Annotated in this window: 19 protein-coding genes; 10 read left to right on the top strand and 9 right to left on the bottom strand. The window is 64.7% G+C overall.

The genetic code is table 11. The annotated features are described in order from the left end of the window. Positions 1-23: 23 nt before the first annotated feature. The 7 genes from K369_RS05955 to K369_RS05925 all read left to right on the top strand — a co-directional run bounded on the left by K369_RS05955 (position 24) and on the right by K369_RS05925 (position 5092). Positions 24-491, top strand: coding sequence for a DNA polymerase III subunit chi (locus tag K369_RS05955; protein ID WP_036289184.1), 468 nt, complete (start codon positions 24-26; stop codon positions 489-491). Next, positions 473-1183 (top strand): bifunctional 2-polyprenyl-6-hydroxyphenol methylase/3-demethylubiquinol 3-O-methyltransferase UbiG, encoded by a 711-nt coding sequence (locus tag K369_RS05950; protein WP_036289183.1) that lies wholly within the window; start codon positions 473-475, stop codon positions 1181-1183. Before K369_RS05955 ends, K369_RS05950 begins: the two co-directional genes overlap by 19 nt. A 55-nt stretch (positions 1184-1238) precedes the next feature. Continuing rightward, positions 1239-2312: an ABC transporter ATP-binding protein gene (locus K369_RS05945; protein ID WP_036289180.1), complete on the top strand. Its 1074-nt coding sequence runs from the start codon at positions 1239-1241 to the stop codon at positions 2310-2312. Then, positions 2312-3226: an ABC transporter permease gene (locus K369_RS05940; RefSeq protein ID WP_036289178.1), complete on the top strand. Its 915-nt coding sequence runs from the start codon at positions 2312-2314 to the stop codon at positions 3224-3226. Before K369_RS05945 ends, K369_RS05940 begins: the two co-directional genes overlap by 1 nt. Then, entirely contained in the window at positions 3223-4017 is a 795-nt protein-coding gene (locus K369_RS05935) for an ABC transporter permease subunit (protein WP_036289176.1), read from the top strand. The genes K369_RS05940 and K369_RS05935 overlap by 4 nt, the downstream gene beginning before the upstream one ends. Positions 4018-4281: 264 nt before the next feature. Next, positions 4282-4572, top strand: a complete 291-nt coding sequence (locus tag K369_RS05930) for a DUF1778 domain-containing protein (RefSeq protein WP_036289174.1) — start codon at positions 4282-4284, stop codon at positions 4570-4572. After that, on the top strand, positions 4565-5092 hold the full coding sequence (locus K369_RS05925) for a GNAT family N-acetyltransferase (RefSeq protein ID WP_051949097.1): 528 nt from the start codon (positions 4565-4567) through the stop codon (positions 5090-5092). The genes K369_RS05930 and K369_RS05925 overlap by 8 nt, the downstream gene beginning before the upstream one ends. A gap of 9 nt (positions 5093-5101) precedes the next feature. Here K369_RS05925 and K369_RS05920 read toward each other — a convergent pair whose 3' ends face one another. The 5 genes from K369_RS05920 to istA form a co-directional block, all read right to left on the bottom strand. Further along, a complete protein-coding gene (locus tag K369_RS05920; protein WP_245278114.1) occupies positions 5102-6982 on the bottom strand; it encodes an AsmA family protein in 1881 nt (626 codons plus the stop codon). A gap of 239 nt (positions 6983-7221) precedes the next feature. Continuing rightward, complete coding sequence (gene lexA / locus K369_RS05915) at positions 7222-7926, bottom strand: transcriptional repressor LexA (RefSeq protein ID WP_018264383.1); 705 nt, start codon at positions 7924-7926, stop codon at positions 7222-7224. Between the two features lie 384 nt (positions 7927-8310). Continuing rightward, a complete protein-coding gene (locus tag K369_RS26230) occupies positions 8311-8757 on the bottom strand; it encodes a helix-turn-helix domain-containing protein (protein ID WP_156967754.1) in 447 nt (148 codons plus the stop codon). Between the two features lie 600 nt (positions 8758-9357). After that, complete coding sequence (gene istB, locus K369_RS05905; RefSeq protein WP_036286363.1) at positions 9358-10140, bottom strand: IS21-like element helper ATPase IstB; 783 nt, start codon at positions 10138-10140, stop codon at positions 9358-9360. Next, entirely contained in the window at positions 10130-11659 is a 1530-nt protein-coding gene (gene istA / locus K369_RS05900) for an IS21 family transposase (RefSeq protein ID WP_156967678.1), read from the bottom strand. Before istA ends, istB begins: the two co-directional genes overlap by 11 nt. A gap of 128 nt (positions 11660-11787) precedes the next feature. Between istA and K369_RS05895 the strand changes: the two genes are divergently transcribed. Then, positions 11788-12753, top strand: coding sequence for a hypothetical protein (locus K369_RS05895; RefSeq protein ID WP_036289167.1), 966 nt, complete (start codon positions 11788-11790; stop codon positions 12751-12753). Positions 12754-13121: 368 nt separating this feature from the next. Here K369_RS05895 and K369_RS26225 read toward each other — a convergent pair whose 3' ends face one another. The 4 genes from K369_RS26225 to K369_RS26220 form a co-directional block, all read right to left on the bottom strand. After that, positions 13122-13520, bottom strand: a complete 399-nt coding sequence (locus tag K369_RS26225) for a DUF5615 family PIN-like protein (RefSeq protein WP_156967753.1) — start codon at positions 13518-13520, stop codon at positions 13122-13124. Beyond that, a complete protein-coding gene (locus K369_RS25370; RefSeq protein WP_198033051.1) occupies positions 13517-14170 on the bottom strand; it encodes a DUF433 domain-containing protein in 654 nt (217 codons plus the stop codon). Before K369_RS25370 ends, K369_RS26225 begins: the two co-directional genes overlap by 4 nt. 121 nt (positions 14171-14291) lie before the next feature. Continuing rightward, complete coding sequence (locus K369_RS05875; RefSeq protein WP_036289158.1) at positions 14292-15290, bottom strand: LLM class flavin-dependent oxidoreductase; 999 nt, start codon at positions 15288-15290, stop codon at positions 14292-14294. Positions 15291-15359: 69 nt separating this feature from the next. Then, entirely contained in the window at positions 15360-15755 is a 396-nt protein-coding gene (locus tag K369_RS26220) for a hypothetical protein (RefSeq protein ID WP_156967752.1), read from the bottom strand. Between K369_RS26220 and K369_RS05865 the strand changes: the two genes are divergently transcribed. Continuing rightward, positions 15700-17418, top strand: coding sequence for an OFA family MFS transporter (locus K369_RS05865; RefSeq protein ID WP_036290154.1), 1719 nt, complete (start codon positions 15700-15702; stop codon positions 17416-17418). The two genes, K369_RS26220 and K369_RS05865, sit on opposite strands and share 56 nt — an antisense overlap. Before the next feature lie 14 nt (positions 17419-17432). Continuing rightward, entirely contained in the window at positions 17433-17885 is a 453-nt protein-coding gene (locus tag K369_RS05860) for a cupin domain-containing protein (RefSeq protein ID WP_036289152.1), read from the top strand. Positions 17886-17889 lie beyond the last annotated feature (4 nt).

Here is a 17889-nt window from a genome sequence, read left to right as displayed (position 1 = left end):
CGCGAAGCATGGAAGCTCACGCCATGACGGACGTCTGGTTCTACCATCTCCAGCGCCTCCCGCTGGAGAGCGCTCTGCCCAGGCTGCTCGAGCTGTCGCTGGCGCGCGACTGGCGCGTCGTGGTGCAGGCGACCAGCGCACGGCGGCTGGAGGCGCTCGACGATCTGCTCTGGTCCTATGCGGGAGAGAGCTTTCTGCCGCATGGCACGGCCAAGGACGACGATCCCGAGACGCAGCCGATCTTCCTCACCATCGGCCGCGACAATCCCAATCGCGCCCATGTCCGCTTCTTCGTGGAAAATGCGGAGCTTTCCCCCGTGCTCGCCGACACTGCGAGCGCGCCGGAAGCGCGCGCCATACTCATGTTCGACGGCAATGACGAGGCCGCGGTGCAGGCCGCGCGCGCGCAATGGCGGCAGCTGAAGACGGAAGGCCACACGCTCTCCTATTGGCGCCAGAGCGAGGAAGGCAAATGGGAGAAGCAGGCGTGACCGAGGAGTTTTTCGCGCGCCGCTCCGCCGCGCGCGCCCGTCTCGACGAGATCGACCCGCATAAGACGCCCGGCGGCGTCGCGGCCGATCCACAGCGCAAGGATTGGTTCGAGGCCGTTTATCGCCTCGCCGAGGGCGACGCCGCCGGCGTGCCATGGGCGCATCTCGCGCCGCATCCGCTGCTCGCTGACTGGCTCGCGACCCGGCGCCTCGACGGGTTGCGCGCGCTCGATATCGGCTGCGGTCTCGGCGACAACGCCGAGGCGCTCGCCGCCGCCGGCGCGCGCGTCACCGCTTTCGATCTCGTGGAGCAGGCCGTCGCCTGGGCGAGGCGCCGCTTTCCGCAGAGCGCCGTCGATTATCGCGCCGCCGATCTCTTCGCCACGCCTCAGGAATGGCGCGGCGGCTTCGATATCGTCCATGAATGCTACACGCTGCAAGCCCTGCCCGACACGCTGCTGGATGCGGCGGCGCAGGCGCTCGCCGGCCTGGTCGCGCCGGGCGGATTGCTGCTCGTCATCGCCCGCGCCCGCGACGAGGGCCAAGAGGTGGGCGGCCCGCCCTGGCCGCTGCCGCCGAGCCGCATGGAAGCCCTCGCCGTGGGCGGCTTGCGTTGCGAGGCGCTCGAGGATATTTCCGCGACGAACGCCATGGTCCGCCATTGGCGCGCGGCCTTCCGCCGGGACGGCTGACGGCAATCGGCGAGCCGGAAGGCTCGCGACGCCATGATCGCAGGACGGGAGCGAAATGACCGACGCGCCGCTACTCTCGATCAAAGGCGCGTCCAAGCGCTTCGGCGCGATCGCGGCGCTCGAGGACGTGTCGCTCGAGGTCGGCGCCGGCGAATTCTTCGCTCTGCTCGGCCCCTCCGGCTGCGGCAAGACCACGCTGATGCGCCTCGTCGCCGGCTTCGAGACATTGGACGCCGGCCGCATCGAGATCGGCGGCGCCGATATGCGCGGCGCGCCGCCGCATCGGCGCCCGGTCAATCTCATGTTCCAATCCTACGCGCTGTTTCCGCATCTCTCCGTGTTCGAGAACATCGCCTTCGGCCTGCGCCGCCTGGGCAAGGGCAGAGCGGAGATCGCCGCCCGCGTCGCCGAGCTCTTGCAGATCGTGCGGCTCGAGGGCGTCGAGACACGAAGGCCCGACCGCCTCTCCGGCGGCCAGCGCCAGCGCGTCGCGCTCGCCAGAGCCCTCGCGCCCGGCCCGCGGCTGCTGCTGCTCGACGAGCCCTTGGGCGCGCTCGATCGACAATTGCGCGAGGAGACGCAATTTCAGATCAAGGAAATCCAACGCCGGCTGAAGACGAGCTTCGTCGTCGTCACACATGATCAAGACGAGGCGCTGGCGATGGCCGATCGCATCGCCGTGATGCGCGCCGGCCGCATAGAGCAGATCGGCGCGCCGACAGAGGTCTATGAGCGCCCCGCGACGCGCTTCGTCGCCGGCTTCATCGGCCAGATGAATTTCCTCGAGGGGCGCATCGAGAATGGCGCCTTCGTCGGCCCCTTCGGCCGCCTGCCGGCGGAAGGCGGCGGTCTCTCGCAAGGCGCGAAAGCCGTGCTCGCCGTGCGGCCGGAGCGCATCGCCATCGCGCCGGCGACCGAGGCGAGCGCAGGCTTGGACGGCGAGATCTTGGACGGCGTGGTGGAGGACGTCGCCTTTCGCGGCGAGACGACGCATCTTCGTCTGCGCCTCTCAGGCGGCGAGGCCTTGCGGGTCTCGCGCGGCGCGAACAGCGGCGCGTCATTCAGCGTCGGCGATGCGGCGCGCATCTCCATCGCGCCCGAGGCCGGGCGCATTTTCGCGAGCGAGTGATGCCGGAGGGCGGCAAAAGACGCAGGCTCACGCGCGGGGAGATGCTGGTCATCGCCGCGCCCTACGCCTGGATCGCGCTGTTCTTCCTCGCGCCCTTCGCGCTGATCGTCAAAATCTCGCTGTCGCATCCTGCGCAGACGCGGCCGCCCTATGAGCCCGTCTTCGACGGCGCGAACGTCGCCGGCTTTTTCGAGAAGCTCTCGCAGCTCGGCCTCGACGCCTATCGCGGCCTCGCCGAGGATTCGCTCTATCTCGACTCCTATCTCTCCTCGCTGACCATCGCCGGCGCCGCGACGCTGATCTGCCTTCTCATCGCCTATCCTTTCGCGCTCGCCATAGCGCGCGCGCCGCGCGGCTGGCGCACCATTCTCATCGGCTTCGCCGTCGCGCCTTTCTGGACGAGCTTTCTGATCCGTGTCTACGCCTGGATCACGCTGCTGAAGGACGAAGGGATCATCAATCATGCATTGATGGCGCTCGGCCTCATCGACGCGCCGGTCCCGATGTTCGCGACCAGCGGCGCGGTGGTCGTCGGCATCGTCTATTCCTATCTGCCCTTCATGCTGCTGCCGCTCTATGCGGCGATCGAGGGGCAAGACGCGTCGCTGCGCGAAGCCGCCGCCGATCTCGGCGCGACGCCATGGCAAGTCTTCACGACCGTCACTCTGCCGCTGTCGCGCCGCGGAATCGTCGCCGGCGCGCTGCTCGTCTTCATTCCCTCGGTCGGGGAATTCGTCATTCCCGATCTTCTCGGCGGCTCCGACACTCTGATGATCGGCCACACGCTCTGGAATGATTTCTTCGCCAATCGCGATTGGCCGGCGGCCTCCGCCGCGGCAGTGGCGCTGCTGGCTCTGCTGCTCATTCCCATTCTTCTCTATGAGCGCGCGCAATTGCGCGAGGGCGCGCGATGAGCGGCGCGCGTCTTCTGCGCCTCGCCGCGCTCCTTCTCGGCTTCGGCTTTCTCTATGGGCCGATCGTCATATTGGCGACGATGAGCTTCAACGCCTCGCGGCTGGTGACGGTGTGGGGCGGCTTCTCGACCAAATGGTACGCCGCCCTGCTCCATGACGAGCAGATGTTGCGCGCAGCCGAGATCAGCCTCGCCGCCGCGGCGCTCTCGGCGCTGATCGCGACGCTCAACGGATTGCTGGCCGCGCTGGCGCTGGCGCGTTTCGGCGGCTTCCGCTCGCGCACGCTCTTCGCAGGCTCCATCTATGCGCCGCTGGTGATGCCGGAAGTGGTGCTCGGCCTCGGCCTGCTGCTGGTCTTCGTCGCCTTCGGCGTCGAGCGCGGATTCTTCACGCTGGTGCTGGCGCATGCATCTTTTACGATGTGCTTCGCGACAGTGATGATCCACGCCGCGCTGAAAGGCTGCGACCGCACGCTGGAGGAGGCGGCAATGGATCTCGGCGCGACGCCGGTTCGCGCTTTCGCGCTCGTCACTCTGCCGCTGATCGCGCCCTCCGTCGTCAGCGCCTATCTCCTCGCCTTCATCATCTCGCTCGACGATCTCGTGATCGCGAGCTTCACCACCGGCCCCGGCGCCACCACCTTGCCGATGCGCATCTACTCGCAAGTGCGGCTCGGCGTCTCGCCGGAGGTCAACGCCATCTCGACGCTGCTGCTCGGCTTCGTCGCCATCGCGCTCGGCCTATCGGCGCTGCTCACACGCGGGCGCGCCAAGGGCGGCGGGGCGGGATGAGGCAACGGCGATCGGGTGAATGCCGAAAGAGGCGCGCTCACCCTCCCCTTCAGGGGGAGGGTCGGCCGGCGATAGCCGGACGGGGTGGGGTTCACGGCGAAGACTCGGGGTTTCACCCCCTCCCGAGCGCCTACGGCGCTCGACCTCCCCCCTCGAGGGGGAGGTGATGCGCCTCTTCAATCATTACTTCTCGTTCGCCCGATCTGCCCCGGGTGAGGCGCGCGGATGTTGACATTATAAACACACGACGCCATCTTCGATCACATGAAACCCTCGCCGCCGCTCGCCGAAGTCAATATTCACCTGCGCGCTCGCGAGCAGGACCGCTCGCTCATCGACCAGGCGGCCGAATTGACGGGAACCAATCGCTCGCAATTCATGCTCGCCTCCGCCTTGAACGCGGCCAAGAATGTCCTGCTCGATCAGACGACTATCGCGGCGGACCGTCGGGCCTTTCGAAAAATTCTCGATTGGATGGACGCCCCGGCTTCCGCGGAAGAAGACGCGGGCATGAAGCGGCTCGCCGCGAGCAGAGCCCCCTGGCGGAATGGCTGAAGCGCGAGCGTCTCTCGAGCCGCCCGCGCCGCTGAGCGAGAGCCACGAGCTCGCGGATTTTCGCTGCAGCGAAGCGGTTCTGGACGAATGGCTGGTGAGGCGCGCCCTCGCCAATATGGAGGCCGGCGCGAGCAAGACCTATGTGCTCTGCGCCGCCGGCTCGCCACAGGTCGTCGGCTTCTACGCGCTGAGCATGGGCCAGATTCTCGATCGGGAAGCGCTCGGCTCCATGCGGCGAAACATGCCGCGACATATTCCTTCGGTGATCCTCGGGCGCCTCGCCATCGACGCGCGCTGGCAGGGACGCGGCGTCGGCAGAGCGCTGCTTCACGACGCGGTTTCACGCTCGCTGCGCGCCGCGCGCGAAGTATCCGCGCGGCTCCTTGTCGTGCATGCGATCTCGCCGGCGGCGGAGGCCTTCTACCAACATCGTGGCTTCATGCGGCTGCCGGTGGAAACGCCGACGCTGGCGCTCGATCTCGTGAAGCTCGATAGGGTGATCGGAAAAGAGAGAGGCTAGGGGAAAACCTCACCGCTCCTTCGTCGCGCCCGTCTCCGGCTCCACGCGCGGCAGCAGCGGCGCGGCGGCGCCGGAGCGCTTGATCAGCGCGGCGGCGTCCGGCGCGAAGACGGGATCGTCCCAGGGGCCGGAGAGATCGAAGCCGATCTGCACGCCCTTCTCGCGCGGCTTGCCGGCGGCGTCGGCCTCATTGGCCTGCGCCTTCATCGCGAGGCTGCGCTCGGGAATGCGCGTTTGCCCGGCGAAGGCCAGCGCGAAGCCCGGCCCATGCGCCTGCCCGTCCTCGATATTGGCCGTTCCCTTGACGATCTTGATGGTCGCGCTCGCGCGATCCACCAGCGAATGGCCAGAGCGAATATCCATCGCGCTCGACAAGGGCCGCTTGTCGACGCGGCGCAGCGCGCGCTCGAGATCTATGCCGCCGACCTCGCCCTCGCTCAGCGTGAGGCTGGCGCGTCCGTCGAGATCGCGCGTGATCTGCGCGACGCTGTCGCCAGTGGCGTCGAGCGTGAAATTGGCGTCCAGCGCGCCGCCGAGATCGGGCCGCGCGGCGAGGTCCCAGGCGAGCGCGCCGGCGTCGACGCCGGTTAGCTGCGCATTGCCGTGGAATTCCAGCGCGCCCGCCGCATTGGCGGCGAAAGTGGCGCGGCCCTTCACCGTCCCCTTATAGGCCTGCGCCTCCGCGAGCGCGAGCTCGAGCCGGCCGCCGCGCAGCAGCAGCGACAGAGCGGCGTCCTCGAGGTTCAGCCGCAAAATGCGGGCGCGCGTCGCAGAAAGGCGCAGATCGACATCGGCGTCCTGAATATTCGGCAGGACGAAAGCGTCGCGGCTCCATTGGCCGTCGGCGCCAGAGAGCGCCGGCAGATCGGCGATTATCGGCTTCAGCGACACGAAATTGCTGGCGAGAGTCGCGTGGACGATGGGCTTTTCGCCCTCGTGACGCAGCGCGAACGTGCCCTCGAACTCATTGTCGTCGGCCGAGAGCTTGACATCGGTGAGCTGAAAATCGCGCAGGCCGACGCTGGCCTTGGCGGAGAGCTGCACATTCTCGAAGGGGCCGGGCAGCGGCGCGCTCACCTTGGCGAGGCCGAGCGCATGGCGCAGCGAGGGCGAGGAGGCGGTGATGCGGCCCATATAGCGCGGCTTGGCGCCGAGCTGGCCGAAGCCTTCCGCCTCCAGCCGCACGCTGTCCGAATCGAGCCGCACCGTGACCGGCGTCTGCTCGCCGCGCAGCAACGCGCCGGGCTTCAGCACCCAGAGCATGGCGCGCGGCCGCTCGCCGCCCCAGGAGAAGGCGGCGTCGAGCGTCGCCGGCGAGCCGACGGTGCGCCAGTCGAGCGTCGCGTCAATGTCCTGCAAAGTCTCCTCGCCGCCCGAATATTTGAGCCTTGCGACGCCGGAGACGATGGAGACGCCGCCGAGCCGGGCGCGGTCGGCCTTTTCGGCCGCCGGCGTCGAGGGCCGCGCCGCCGCGGCGCGCACGGCGGCGCCGGAGGCGCTCATCGGCTTGCGATCGAGATCGACCTCTATCGATGGGCGGATGAGCTCGATATCGGCGATTTCCAGGCGGCCGGCGAGCAAGGGCAACAGCAGCACATTGCCGTGCAGCCTGTCCGCCTCGATGGTCAGCGCCGCGGTGGGATCGGCGAAGGCGATGCTGTCTATGGTGATGTGCGGGCGCGGCAGCAGCGAGAAGGTCGAGCGGCCCTTGGCGGCGATGAACAGGCCGGAGGAGGCGTTGAGCTGGCCGGAAATCTCCTCGAGCAAAGCATTGGTCGAGAAGGTCCAGGGCGCGAGGGCCGCGCCGATCGCCACTGCGGCGACGGCGCAAAGAGCGATCAGCCAGCGGCGCGGGAGGCGCGGGAGAGACAGGCGGCGGCTTTGGCCCAAGGGCTTCGATCCTTCGATTTCGCGCATCGGGCCGGTCGAGTGCGACATTCCATCGTCCATGAAAAAAAGCGGGGCGGCCGCGGGCCGCTGGCGACGCAGCGCGCGCCCTCGGCGAGGGCGCGACACGAAACAACATGCCTTAATCGCTCAGCCGCTACGCGAAAAGGCCCGCGCGCCAAAAGCGCGCGAGGCCGGACCATGGCGGCAAAGGGCGGCGAGATCGTGGCGGCGCGAGGCTCTCAGTATTTGCGCAGAAGGCTGACCAGACGGCCCTGGATGCGGACGCGATCCGGCCCGAAAATGCGCGTCTCATAGGCCGGATTGGCGGCCTCGAGCGCTATGGAGGCGCCGCGCTTGCGCAGGCGCTTCAATGTCGCCTCCTCCTCGTCGATGAGGGCGACGACGATATCGCCGGTGTCGGCGCTGTCCTGCTTCTTCACCACGACGACGTCGCCGTCGAGAATGCCGGCCTCGATCATCGAATCGCCGCGCACCTCGAGCGCGAAATGCTCGCCGCCGCCGAGCATATCCGGCGGCAGGCTGATGGTGTGGCTGCGATTCTGCAGAGCAGAAATGGGCGTGCCGGCGGCGATGCGGCCCATGACCGGAATCGCCACTTGCTGATCGGACTCCGGCTCGCCGGCCGGCACGGGGCGCACGCGGCCGAGCGCGCCTTCAATGACCGAGGGCGAGAATTTGCCGCCGCGCGCGGCGACGCGGGGCGTCGCCGATTCAGGGAGGCGCAGCACCTCGAGCGCACGGGCGCGATTGGGCAGCCGGCGAATGAAGCCGCGCTCCTCGAGCGCGAGAATGAGCCTGTGAATGCCGGATTTGGAGCGCAGATCGAGCGCGTCCTTCATCTCGTCGAAGGAGGGCGGCACGCCGGTCTCCTTCAGGCGCTCATGGATGAAGCGCAGCAGATCGCTCTGTTTCTTGGTCAGCATGGAAGCCCCCCGGCGCCGCCCGCCCGCGTCGCGCCACGACCGAACCCGAGCATGATGCCGCGGGTTCATAAACAAATCATGAACGGGAGGATAGGCGTTCTCGGTGCGTTCCGCAAGGGCGGTATCGCGAGTAACTTTCTGTCGAACGCCGAAGTGGAGCGACCATCGCTATTTGAGCGCGACAGACATCGCTATTTGGAAATCCATTTCTGAAATCCGCGTAATTTCAAACAGATAAGTCACCTGCGATTGCCGAACTAATTGCCGAAAGTTCTTGAAGGTCGCGTGCGGCCGCCATCTCATTGAGAACGCGCATGTTTTCGTTTCTATGATTGCCGAAAGTCTAAGCGTGATTTCCTCGATTGCCGAAAGTTTTGCCGAAAGTCAGTCCTTGCTTTCGTCGATCGGCTCGCTCAACTCTCGCTCGATGTTAAGATCATAATGCCCCGACAAGAGCACAGCAAAAGCCGACGCATCGCGACGCAAATCGGCCTTTGATCGATCTTTTGCGGGGGCAGAAATAACAGAGAGACTGTCGCTATCGTTTGACAGCGATGGTAGTTCCTGCCCAAATACGTCTATCAACGCCCCCGCTATGGCATTTCTGTTAATTAACGAGCGACCATTGTTTATTGGATACGTGGGGTCGATGCTGGCATAACGACATATTTTTTCGTAAACCCAAAGTGGCATGTCATTTTTATTTAAGTAATTCTGAAGCGACCGATACGGAACCTCGATTTTTTCGGCAAGCGTCGTGAGTTTAATCGAACGGCGGCGGAGTGCTTCTCTGAGAGCCGCAATCGTGTCGTCGGTCTTAGCATCGGTCATTGACAGCCACTCGTTTAGGTGCATATTTTAAATTATGCACCAAATCAGACGCACCCTAACCCTAGTTGTCCCGCCGTCGGATGATCTTTACCTGATGGTCCGGGCGGGCTTTGTTGCGCAGGGCACGACGCTCAACGCGTGGTGTATCGCCAATCGTGTCACGCGGCAATCCGTCGAGAAAGCCCTACGTGGCCAGCGAAATGGCAAGGTTTCGCACTCACTTCGCGAAATCGTCGTCGCGGCGGCACTACAGCGCGAGCCGGGCGCCGCATGAACGAGTTTGTTCCCATATCTGCGATTGCGGGCGCGGCCGGGAAAACCGAGCGGACCTTGGAAATCGCCGTCTCTCGCATCGCCAGCGGGAAGGCGACGACTTGGCGCGGCGCTGCTCTTATCGTCCGCACGGTCACGGGCCGGGGCGGAAAGTCTGGGGTCCGCTACGAAGTCCGCGTCGATAGCCTCCCGCTCGGCCTTCAAGAGCGTTTGAAAGCCTCTTCACAGCCCGCCGAACCCCGCACTGTAGATTTCCGTCGAGATTTGACCCGGGATTTCCATTGAGAAGTGACCCGGGTTGAAGATGGCTTGCGGCTCAGTCGGTCGTCAAGTTTTGGTCTTTTCCTTTGCAGGTTTGTCCGCCTTCGCCGAGCTGTCCTTGAACCGGAAGCTGTCGTTTCCAGTTTCGAGGATATGGCAGCGGTGAGTGAGGCGATCGAGCAGAGCCGTCGTCATCTTGGCGTCCCCGAAGACGGCGGCCCATTCGCCGAAGCTCAGATTCGTCGTGATGATGACGCTGGTTCGCTCGTAGAGCTTGCTCAGCAGATGGAACAGCAACGCCCCGCCGGAGCCGCTGAACGGCAGGTAGCCGAGCTCATCGAGGATGACGAGATCGGAATGAACGAGCCGCGCCGCGACTTGGCCCGACTTGCCTTGGTGCTTTTCGGCTTCGAGCGCGTTTACGAGCTCGACGGTGGAGAAGAACCGCACACGCTTTCTGTGATGCTCGATCGCCTGGACGCCGATCGCTGTCGCCAGATGCGTCTTGCCCGTGCCAGGTCCCCCGACCAGGACGGCGTTATGCGCATCCTCGAGGAACTCGCAGCGATGAAGCTGGCGCGCGAGCGCCTCGTTGACCTCACTGCTGGCGAAGTCGAAGCCGGCGAGATCGCGATAGTTCGGGAACCGCGCGGACTTGAGCTGGTAGGCGATCGATCTCACCTCCCGGTCGGCGGTTTCCGCCTTCAAGAGTTGCGACAGGATCGGCAGCGCGGCCTCGAAGGCCGGGGAGCCTTGCTCGGTCAGCTCGCTGACGGCTTGCGCCATGCCGTGCATTTTGAGACTGCGCAGCATGATGACGATGGCGCCGGCGGCGGGATTATGACGCATGGCGCGCCTCCCGACCCTTGCGCAGCGCGTCGTAACGCTCGACATTGGCCTGCGGCTCGGTGGTGAGCGTCAGCGCGTTGGGCGGTTTCACGGGCGGCGCGTCGACCGGCTTGCCGTCCACCAAGCGATGCAACAGGTTCAAGATGTGCGTCTTGGTCGGCGCGCCGGCCTCCAGCGCCAATTGGACGGCGGTCAGCACGGCCTGCTCGTCGTGCTGTAGGACCAGAGCCAAAATCTCGACCATCTCACGGTCGCCTCCCGGCTTCTCGAGCATGCGCTGTTGCAGCGTCCGTAAGGCGACCGGCAGTTCCGCGAAGGGCGCGCCATTGCGCAGCGCGCCCGGCTTGCGCTGGATGACGGAGAGATAATGCCGCCAGTCGTAGACCGTCACGCTCTTGTCGTCATGCGACCGGGCGAAGACGCGGGCGTGCTCGCACACGATCTGCCCCTCGGCGGCGACGACGACGCGCTCAGGGTAGACCCGCACGCTGACGGGGCGATTGGCGAATGAAGCCGGCACGCTGTAGCGATTGCGGTCCAGATGGATCAGGCACGTCGGCGTGACCCGCTTGGTGTGTTCGACGAAGCCGTCGAATGGCCGCGGAGGCTGCATCAGTTGCGGAACCTCCTCGCGCCAAGCCTCCGCGATCGTCCCCGGCTGCGCGCTGTGCGGAATCTCGGCCCACAGCTCGCGGCATCGCGCCTCCAGCCAGTCGTTGAGCGCCGCCAGCGACGGAAAGCTCGGGATTGGCTGCCAGAGGCGATGACGAGCATCCTGAACGTTCTTCTCGATTTGCCCCTTTTCCCAGCCGGAGGCCGGATTGCAGAATGCGGCCTCGAACAGGAAGTGGCTGACCATCGCGGCGAAGCGGGCGTTGACCTGGCGTTCTTTGCCACGCCCGATCTTGTCGATCGCGGTGCGCATGTTGTCGTAGACGCCTCGCCGGGGCACGCCGCCCAGCACGCGGAAGGCGTGGTTGTGGGCGTCGAAGAGCATCTCATGCGTCTGCTGCGGGTAGGCGCGAAGGAAGAACGCACGGCTGTAGGAGAGCTTGAACTGGGCGACCTGCAACTTCGTCCGCTCGCCCGCGATGATCGCCCAATCCTCCGACCAGTCGAACTGGAACGCCTCGCCGGGCAGAAACGTCAGCGGCACGAACGCGCCGCGCCCGCAGGTCTGCTGCTCCCGATGCCGCGCCGCCTTCCACTCGCGCGCGAACGCCGCCACGCGATTGTAGGAGCCGTCGTAGCCGAGGGCGACCAGATCCGCGTGCAACTGCTTGACCGTCCGCTTCTGCTTGCGCGATTTTGCGGCCTCCTGACGCAGCATGTGCGCCAGCTTGTCGGCGAACGGATCGAGCCGGCTCGGTCGATCGGGCGTGGCGAACCCCGGCTCCACGCTGTCCGAGCGCAGGTATTTGCGCACCGTATTGCGCGACAGCCCCGTGCGTCGCGCAATCTCCCGGATCGAAAACTCCTGCCGATATCGCCAGCGTCGGATGACGCTCAATAACTCCATGTCGATCACTCCAAGGTCCCCCACGACGGTCGAGGGGGAAAGGTTCGAACATGGGTCAGTTCTCGGTGGAAAAACTCGTGCTGCCTGGGTCAGCTCTCAGTGGAAATCAACACCCGTCGACACGGGGAATGTTCGACTTTTATCGCTCCAATAAGGGACGCATCGAAAAGGATATCGCGCTTTCGACGCAAGCCATGGGCTTCGAAGCGGCCGACGTCTGGAAGAACAAGGACGCCTCGACGGCCTTCAAGGCTCTCGAGCGCCAATTCGAGAATTTCAAGCGCACATCGGCCGAACCGCTCATGGGCGCCGGAACCTCGGGTCTCCATGGCGCGACGTCTTTTCTCGATTGGTGGGAATCCAATGTCGAGGATCGCCCATGGGTGGATACGCTCCTCTCGGGAGCCGTTGGCGGCGGGGCGCTGTTCGCGGGCGCCAAGGGCGCGAATGCTCTCTTGTCTCTCAGGAACGGCGCGGGCGCCGCTTCGAAAGTCATCGGCGCGCCGAGCGACTTCGCGACGGAATTCGTCAAAGGGGCCGGAGGGACTGAGCGCGTCCTCGAGATCGCTCGCGGCGTCGGCGCAACGCTCCGTAACGGCCTCGCGCTCGGTGCGATCCAATGGGCGGGACAATGGGCGCTCGGCAAGGCGGAGGAAAAAGCTTTCGGCTGGACGCCCGAGACCTTGGCTCGCAACGAGGCCGAAATCACCCGTAGGGCTCATGAGTGGTGGCGCTCCCACGGAATTTCCCTGCCCTGGTGGTCGGACCCGCACAACCTCCCGGCTCCCCAGAAAGTCCCGACCTTTAGCGATTTGCATGACGCGCCCACCCCTCCGCCTGCCGCGCCACAGGTCGACGCCGCGAAAATGGAAGAAGGTCGCGACAAGGCGCGCGAGGTCGGGCGCGAGATCAAGGAAGCCCTCGAGGTCAAGGCCGAGCCGAGTGTAGAGACCGCAGGCCTGGAGAAAGCCCTCGGCCTCGCCCGCCAGCTCCGGCACGAATTGGAAAGTATCGGCCGAGTCGCCGGCAACATCCGATATGGAACCCGCGGGCTTGGCTCACATGGCCTTCACGACGGGCCGGAAGGCCATTGAAATCGGCTTGAAGGAGGCTTGAACCATGGCCGAATCATTCGACGTTCCGCTCTTCCGGCGGCCATGGTGGGAAAAAGACCCGGAAGTCGCCGCATTTCTGCGGTCGATTTTCGGGACGATGCCAGTCGGAGTAATGCCGGCGGCCATCGCGGCTCGGTTCTCGCCCGAACGAGCCCCGGCGAAGTCCTCGATTTTCCGCTACATGAATGTATTGCGAGGCCTGCCGCCGGTGCCGCCGAAGAAAAAGCGACGGCGCGGCCAAAGGCGGACGATCCCGGCTGATCGCGGCTGATCCCGGGCAATCCCGGTGAACATCACCAATTATCGCTGTCTATCACCCGATATCGATGTCTCGTCCAGAAGGCAAATCATCGCTTGATCGAGATCGTTCCCGGATAAATCTCGATGAAAATGCGCCTTCCTTCGCTGTCTCGACTTCGGCGCCACTCGTGCTCGATCACCGACATCGCGTCAGCAGCGCGCTGCGCAGCCTTCACAGTTTCGCACGAAAATTTTATAAGGCTCAGATTTATAAATCGCCTTTTACTGATCCCATTTTCTTTCGCGAGTTGCTTCATATCGCCGTCGAGACTCACGAGGATCGCTTCGTTTGCTTCGGCCAATGTGCAAACAAGTGGGTCTGGCGACCCTCGCGCGCCAGCGTCTCGAAGATAGATCACGTGGTGCCCCGCATCGGAAAAGACGCGCCCGACGCTGTCCGGCACGCATTCATCGAGGAACAAACGTAGGCGAATCTTCTCTGTCACGCGGCCTTGTTTTTCGACTTGTAAGAAATAGCGGCTTCTATGTCTTCTCTCGTAAGCGTCGGATATTCAGATCGAATCTGCTCGACGGTGTATCCCGCGTCGGCAAAGCTCTTGATCGCTTTCACAGGAACTCGCGTCCCAGCAATTACGGGAGAATTACTAACGACGTGGCGATGCGTCTCCACCGTCCCGATCATCGAAGATGAGCGTTCAGACATTTGCTGAACGTCGCGCTTGGTATCCGAGACCACTTTTTCGAGCGGTATCCCTATCGCATATTGTCCACTGACGATCTCTTTTTGCTTCCCATCGGCCGGGTCTACGAAATTTACTTTCCGCTTGAGAACATACAGAGTTGTTCGAGCCCATGCTCCATTGTCCATGGAGCACAGCCTTTTTGCCACTTCACGAATATGCTGCACGGACACAGAATACTGCTTCGTGAGCACATTCAACACTCTTAAGGCAGCGATATCCTGAAACGAATAGACGCGACTGAACGGCGCACGACGATCCGCAGCGGCAAACTGTGGGCAAAACAGTCGCGTCTTGTCCCAATAACGGAGCTGATTCACAGTAATCCCGGTAAGACGGGACGCCTGTTCCTCCGTAAAGGCCGAAACGATCTCATTAGGCGGTTTGTGAGCCATAAAGCACCCTACCGCGTTTAAATAGGCCGCAAAAGATAGAAATTCGACGGCAGCACCATGACGGGCGCCGATCGCCGCTGGAACGCAACGGTTACGAGAGCGGGAACTCGATCGCCACCCCTTACTGCGCCGCCGCCGCCTCCACGCCCAGCATCGGCCGCACATGGCGCGCGAAATCCTCTAGGGAGCGCAAATTCTTCTCCGAATCCCGCGAGATCGGCTTCAGCAAGATCGCCCGCGCGTCGGTCTCCTCGCGATAGGCGGCGATCTTTTCCGCCACCTCGTCGAAATCGCCGATCAGCGAGCGTTGCAGCAGGCCCTCCTCTGTCAGCGAGGCCGGCGCGGCGCCGTCCTGGCGGGCGAAATTGCCGCGCATGCGCTCGGCGAAGCGGGAGAGGAAGGGAACGGCCTCGGCCAGCGCCTGCTCGCGGCGCGGCGCGGCGAAATAGAAGCGCGCCATGGTGAAGCGCGGATCGCCCTCCGGCCCTGCGGCCTCGCGATAGATGCGCAAGGTCTCCTTGATCTGCTCTATGGGGAAAGGCGGGCCGGCCATCACGCCATGGCCATTGCGCGCGGCGTAGCGAATCGCCCCCGGCGTCGTGGTGGCGAGATAGGTGGGAATGGGCTTTTGCAACGGGCGCGGCGTGAGGCTGAGGCCATTGGCCTCGTAATGCGCGCCGGTGAACGTCACTCTGTCCTCATAGAGCAGGCGATTGACGAGGCCGAGCGCCTCCAGAGTCATCTCCCGCGTCGAATCCTTGCCGGCGCCGAAATGGCGGTTCTGCAATTCGAAAGGCCCGCCGCGCGCCACGCCGAAATCGAAGCGCCCCTTGGAGAGAAGGTCGATGGTGGCGACATCCTCCGCCACCTGAATCGGATTGCGGAAAGCGAGCAGCACCGCCGCCGAGCCGAGCCGTATCGTGCTCGTCACGCCGGCGAGATAGGAGAGAAGCGTGAGAATGGAGGGACAGGCGGCGTCCGGCTCGAAATGATGCTCGGCGACCCAGGCCTCCTCGAAGCCGAGCGCCTCGGCGTGACGCACCAGGCGCGTCTGCGTCTCGAAGCAGCGCGCATAATCCTGCTGCGGGTTTTCGTAAGTGGAGAAGACGCCGAACCGCATGGCGAGGGCCTCGAGATGCGCGCCGCCGCTCCGATGCGCGCCTTGGCTATATACGGCAGTTACATATCGTCATACAGAATATGGACGCAAAAGCCCGCCCGCAAGCGCAAAAACATTGGCGTCGCGCGGGAATTTCGGTCGGCCCATAGAAAGCTCTCGTCCAATCCGGCGGATGGGCGTCATAATAGAGAAATCAAATAAAGCGACGAGAAAAACATATTGATCGATCGTCGGCGCTGTGACGATTTTCCGATAGAAACAGTTGAAAAAGTCGCAACGCTCGGCATTGTCGAAAACCAGCACGCGCCACGAGGCGCTCATCGCGAAAAAGCGGGCGTCGCGAAGGCGGCGTTCGGGGAACCGTTCACGACGCCGCGGAGCGAGCGCAGCTCGATTTTTGGAGGATTTGATGTCGGTAGCAGCCGCAACGCCATCCCGGCAATTTTTCAGCCGGGAGCGCTCCATCGCAGCGCCCGGCTTCAATCGCTGGCTGGTGCCGCCGGCGGCGCTCGCCGTGCATTTGTGCATCGGCATGGCCTATGGATTCAGCGTGTTCTGGCTGCCGCTGTCGCGCGTCATCGGCGGCGCCGAGCCGAAGGCCTGCCCCGCGGATATGGGCTTTTTCGCCACCGTCTTCGCCACGAGCTGCGATTGGAAGATCAGCATGCTCGGCTGGACCTTCACTCTGTTCTTCGTCTTTCTCGGCTCCTCGGCGGCCGTGTTCGGCCATTGGCTGGAGACCGCCGGTCCGCGCAAGGCGGGCCTCGCCGCGTCGGTGTGCTGGTGCGGCGGCCTGCTGATCTCGGCGGCCGGCGTCTATCTGCATCAGATCTGGATGCTGTGGCTCGGCTCCGGCGTCATCGGCGGCATCGGCCTCGGGCTCGGCTATATTTCGCCGGTCTCGACGCTCATCAAATGGTTCCCGGACCGGCGCGGCATGGCGACCGGCATGGCGATCATGGGCTTCGGCGGCGGCGCGATGATCGGCGCGCCGCTGGCCGACAGGCTGATGTCCTATTATGCGGCTCCGGGCTCCGTTGGCGTGTGGCAGACCTTCGTCACCATGGCGGCGATCTATTTCGTCTTCATGGTGGGCGGCTCGCTCGGCTATCGCGTGCCGCGCGACGGCTGGAAGCCGGAGGGCTGGGAGCCTTCCGCCGCGGCCGCCAATAAAATGGTGACCAATCGCCACGTCCATCTGAACGTCGCCTGGAAGACTCCGCAATTCTGGCTGCTATGGGCGGTGCTGACCCTCAATGTCAGCGCCGGCATCGGCGTGCTGGGCATGGCCTCGCCCATGCTGCAGGAAGTGTTCGGCGGCAAGCTGATCGGCCTCGACATCGGCTTCTCCAGCCTCGACGCCGCGCAAAAGGCGAAGATCGCGGCCATCGCCGCCGGCTTCACGGGCTTGCTCAGCCTCTGCAACATCGGCGGGCGCCTGGCCTGGGCCACATGGTCCGACAAGCTCGGCCGCAAGACGACCTACGCCATCTTCTTCATCCTCGGCATAATTCTCTATTCGGCCGCGCCCTTCGCCGCGCAGCAGGGCAATGTCGTGCTGTTCGTGGCGTTCTTCTGCGTGATCCTCTCCATGTATGGCGGCGGCTTCGCCACCATTCCCGCCTATCTCGCCGATATTTTCGGCACGCATTATGTGGGCGCGATTCACGGCCGCCTGCTCACCGCCTGGTCGACGGCGGGCGTGCTCGGTCCGGTGCTCGTCAATTATCTGCGCGACTATCAGCTCGACCACGGCGTCGCGCGCGACGCGGTCTATAATCAGACCATGTATATTCTCGCCGGCCTGCTGGTTCTCGGCCTCGTCTGCGATCTCGCCGTGCGGCCCGTCGCCGAGAAGCTGTTCATGACCGATGAGGAGGTCGCGGCGGAGAAGAAGACCAGCGTCGCCGCCGTGGTTCAGGAAGAGAAAGAGCCGCACGCCGATTTCGAGGATTATGTCGAGGAGGGACAGGCTGCGGAGGCCGCCGCGGCCGATGCGCGTCGCGCCGCCGCAGCGCAGAATGGCAATTCGCAAATTCTGCTCTTCGCCGCCTGGGCCGCCGTCGGCATTCCGCTCGCCTGGGGCGTGTCGATCACGCTGCAGAAGACCTTCGTCCTGTTCCACTAGAGAAGGCTCTCGTCATGTCGAAACGACTGCTCCTCCTCGCCGGGCTCGCGCTCACGACCGGCGACGCGCTCGCCGAAAGCGCGCCGCCGACCGTCCTTCTGCAGAATGAGCTGAAATACGCCGCCGTGCCGACCTTCGAAGGTCTCTCGGTCGCTCTGGCGCTCGGAACGCCGACGCAGCCCGGCGCCCTCTACGCCTATTCGGTGAAATATGCGGCAGGCGCGAAATCGCCGCCGCACACACATCCCGATGCGCGGCTCATCAACGTGATCTCGGGCCGCTTCTATTCGGGCGCCGGGGCGCAATTCGACGAGAAGACACTGCGGGCGCTGGGGCCGGGCGATTCGATTCTCGTGCCGGCCGAGACAGTCCACTACGGATGGGCGAAGGACGGGGACGTCCTGCTGCTCGAGACGGGCGTCGGCCCCACGGGCCTCAGCCTGTGGCCGAAGCCGCCGCCGCGCTGACGTC

The sequence above is a fragment of the Methylosinus sp. PW1 genome (assembly GCF_000745215.1).
Lineage (GTDB): Bacteria > Pseudomonadota > Alphaproteobacteria > Rhizobiales > Beijerinckiaceae > Methylosinus.
The sequence above is the reverse complement of the archived record's forward strand: the minus strand, read 5'-3'. Positions and strand labels throughout refer to the sequence as shown.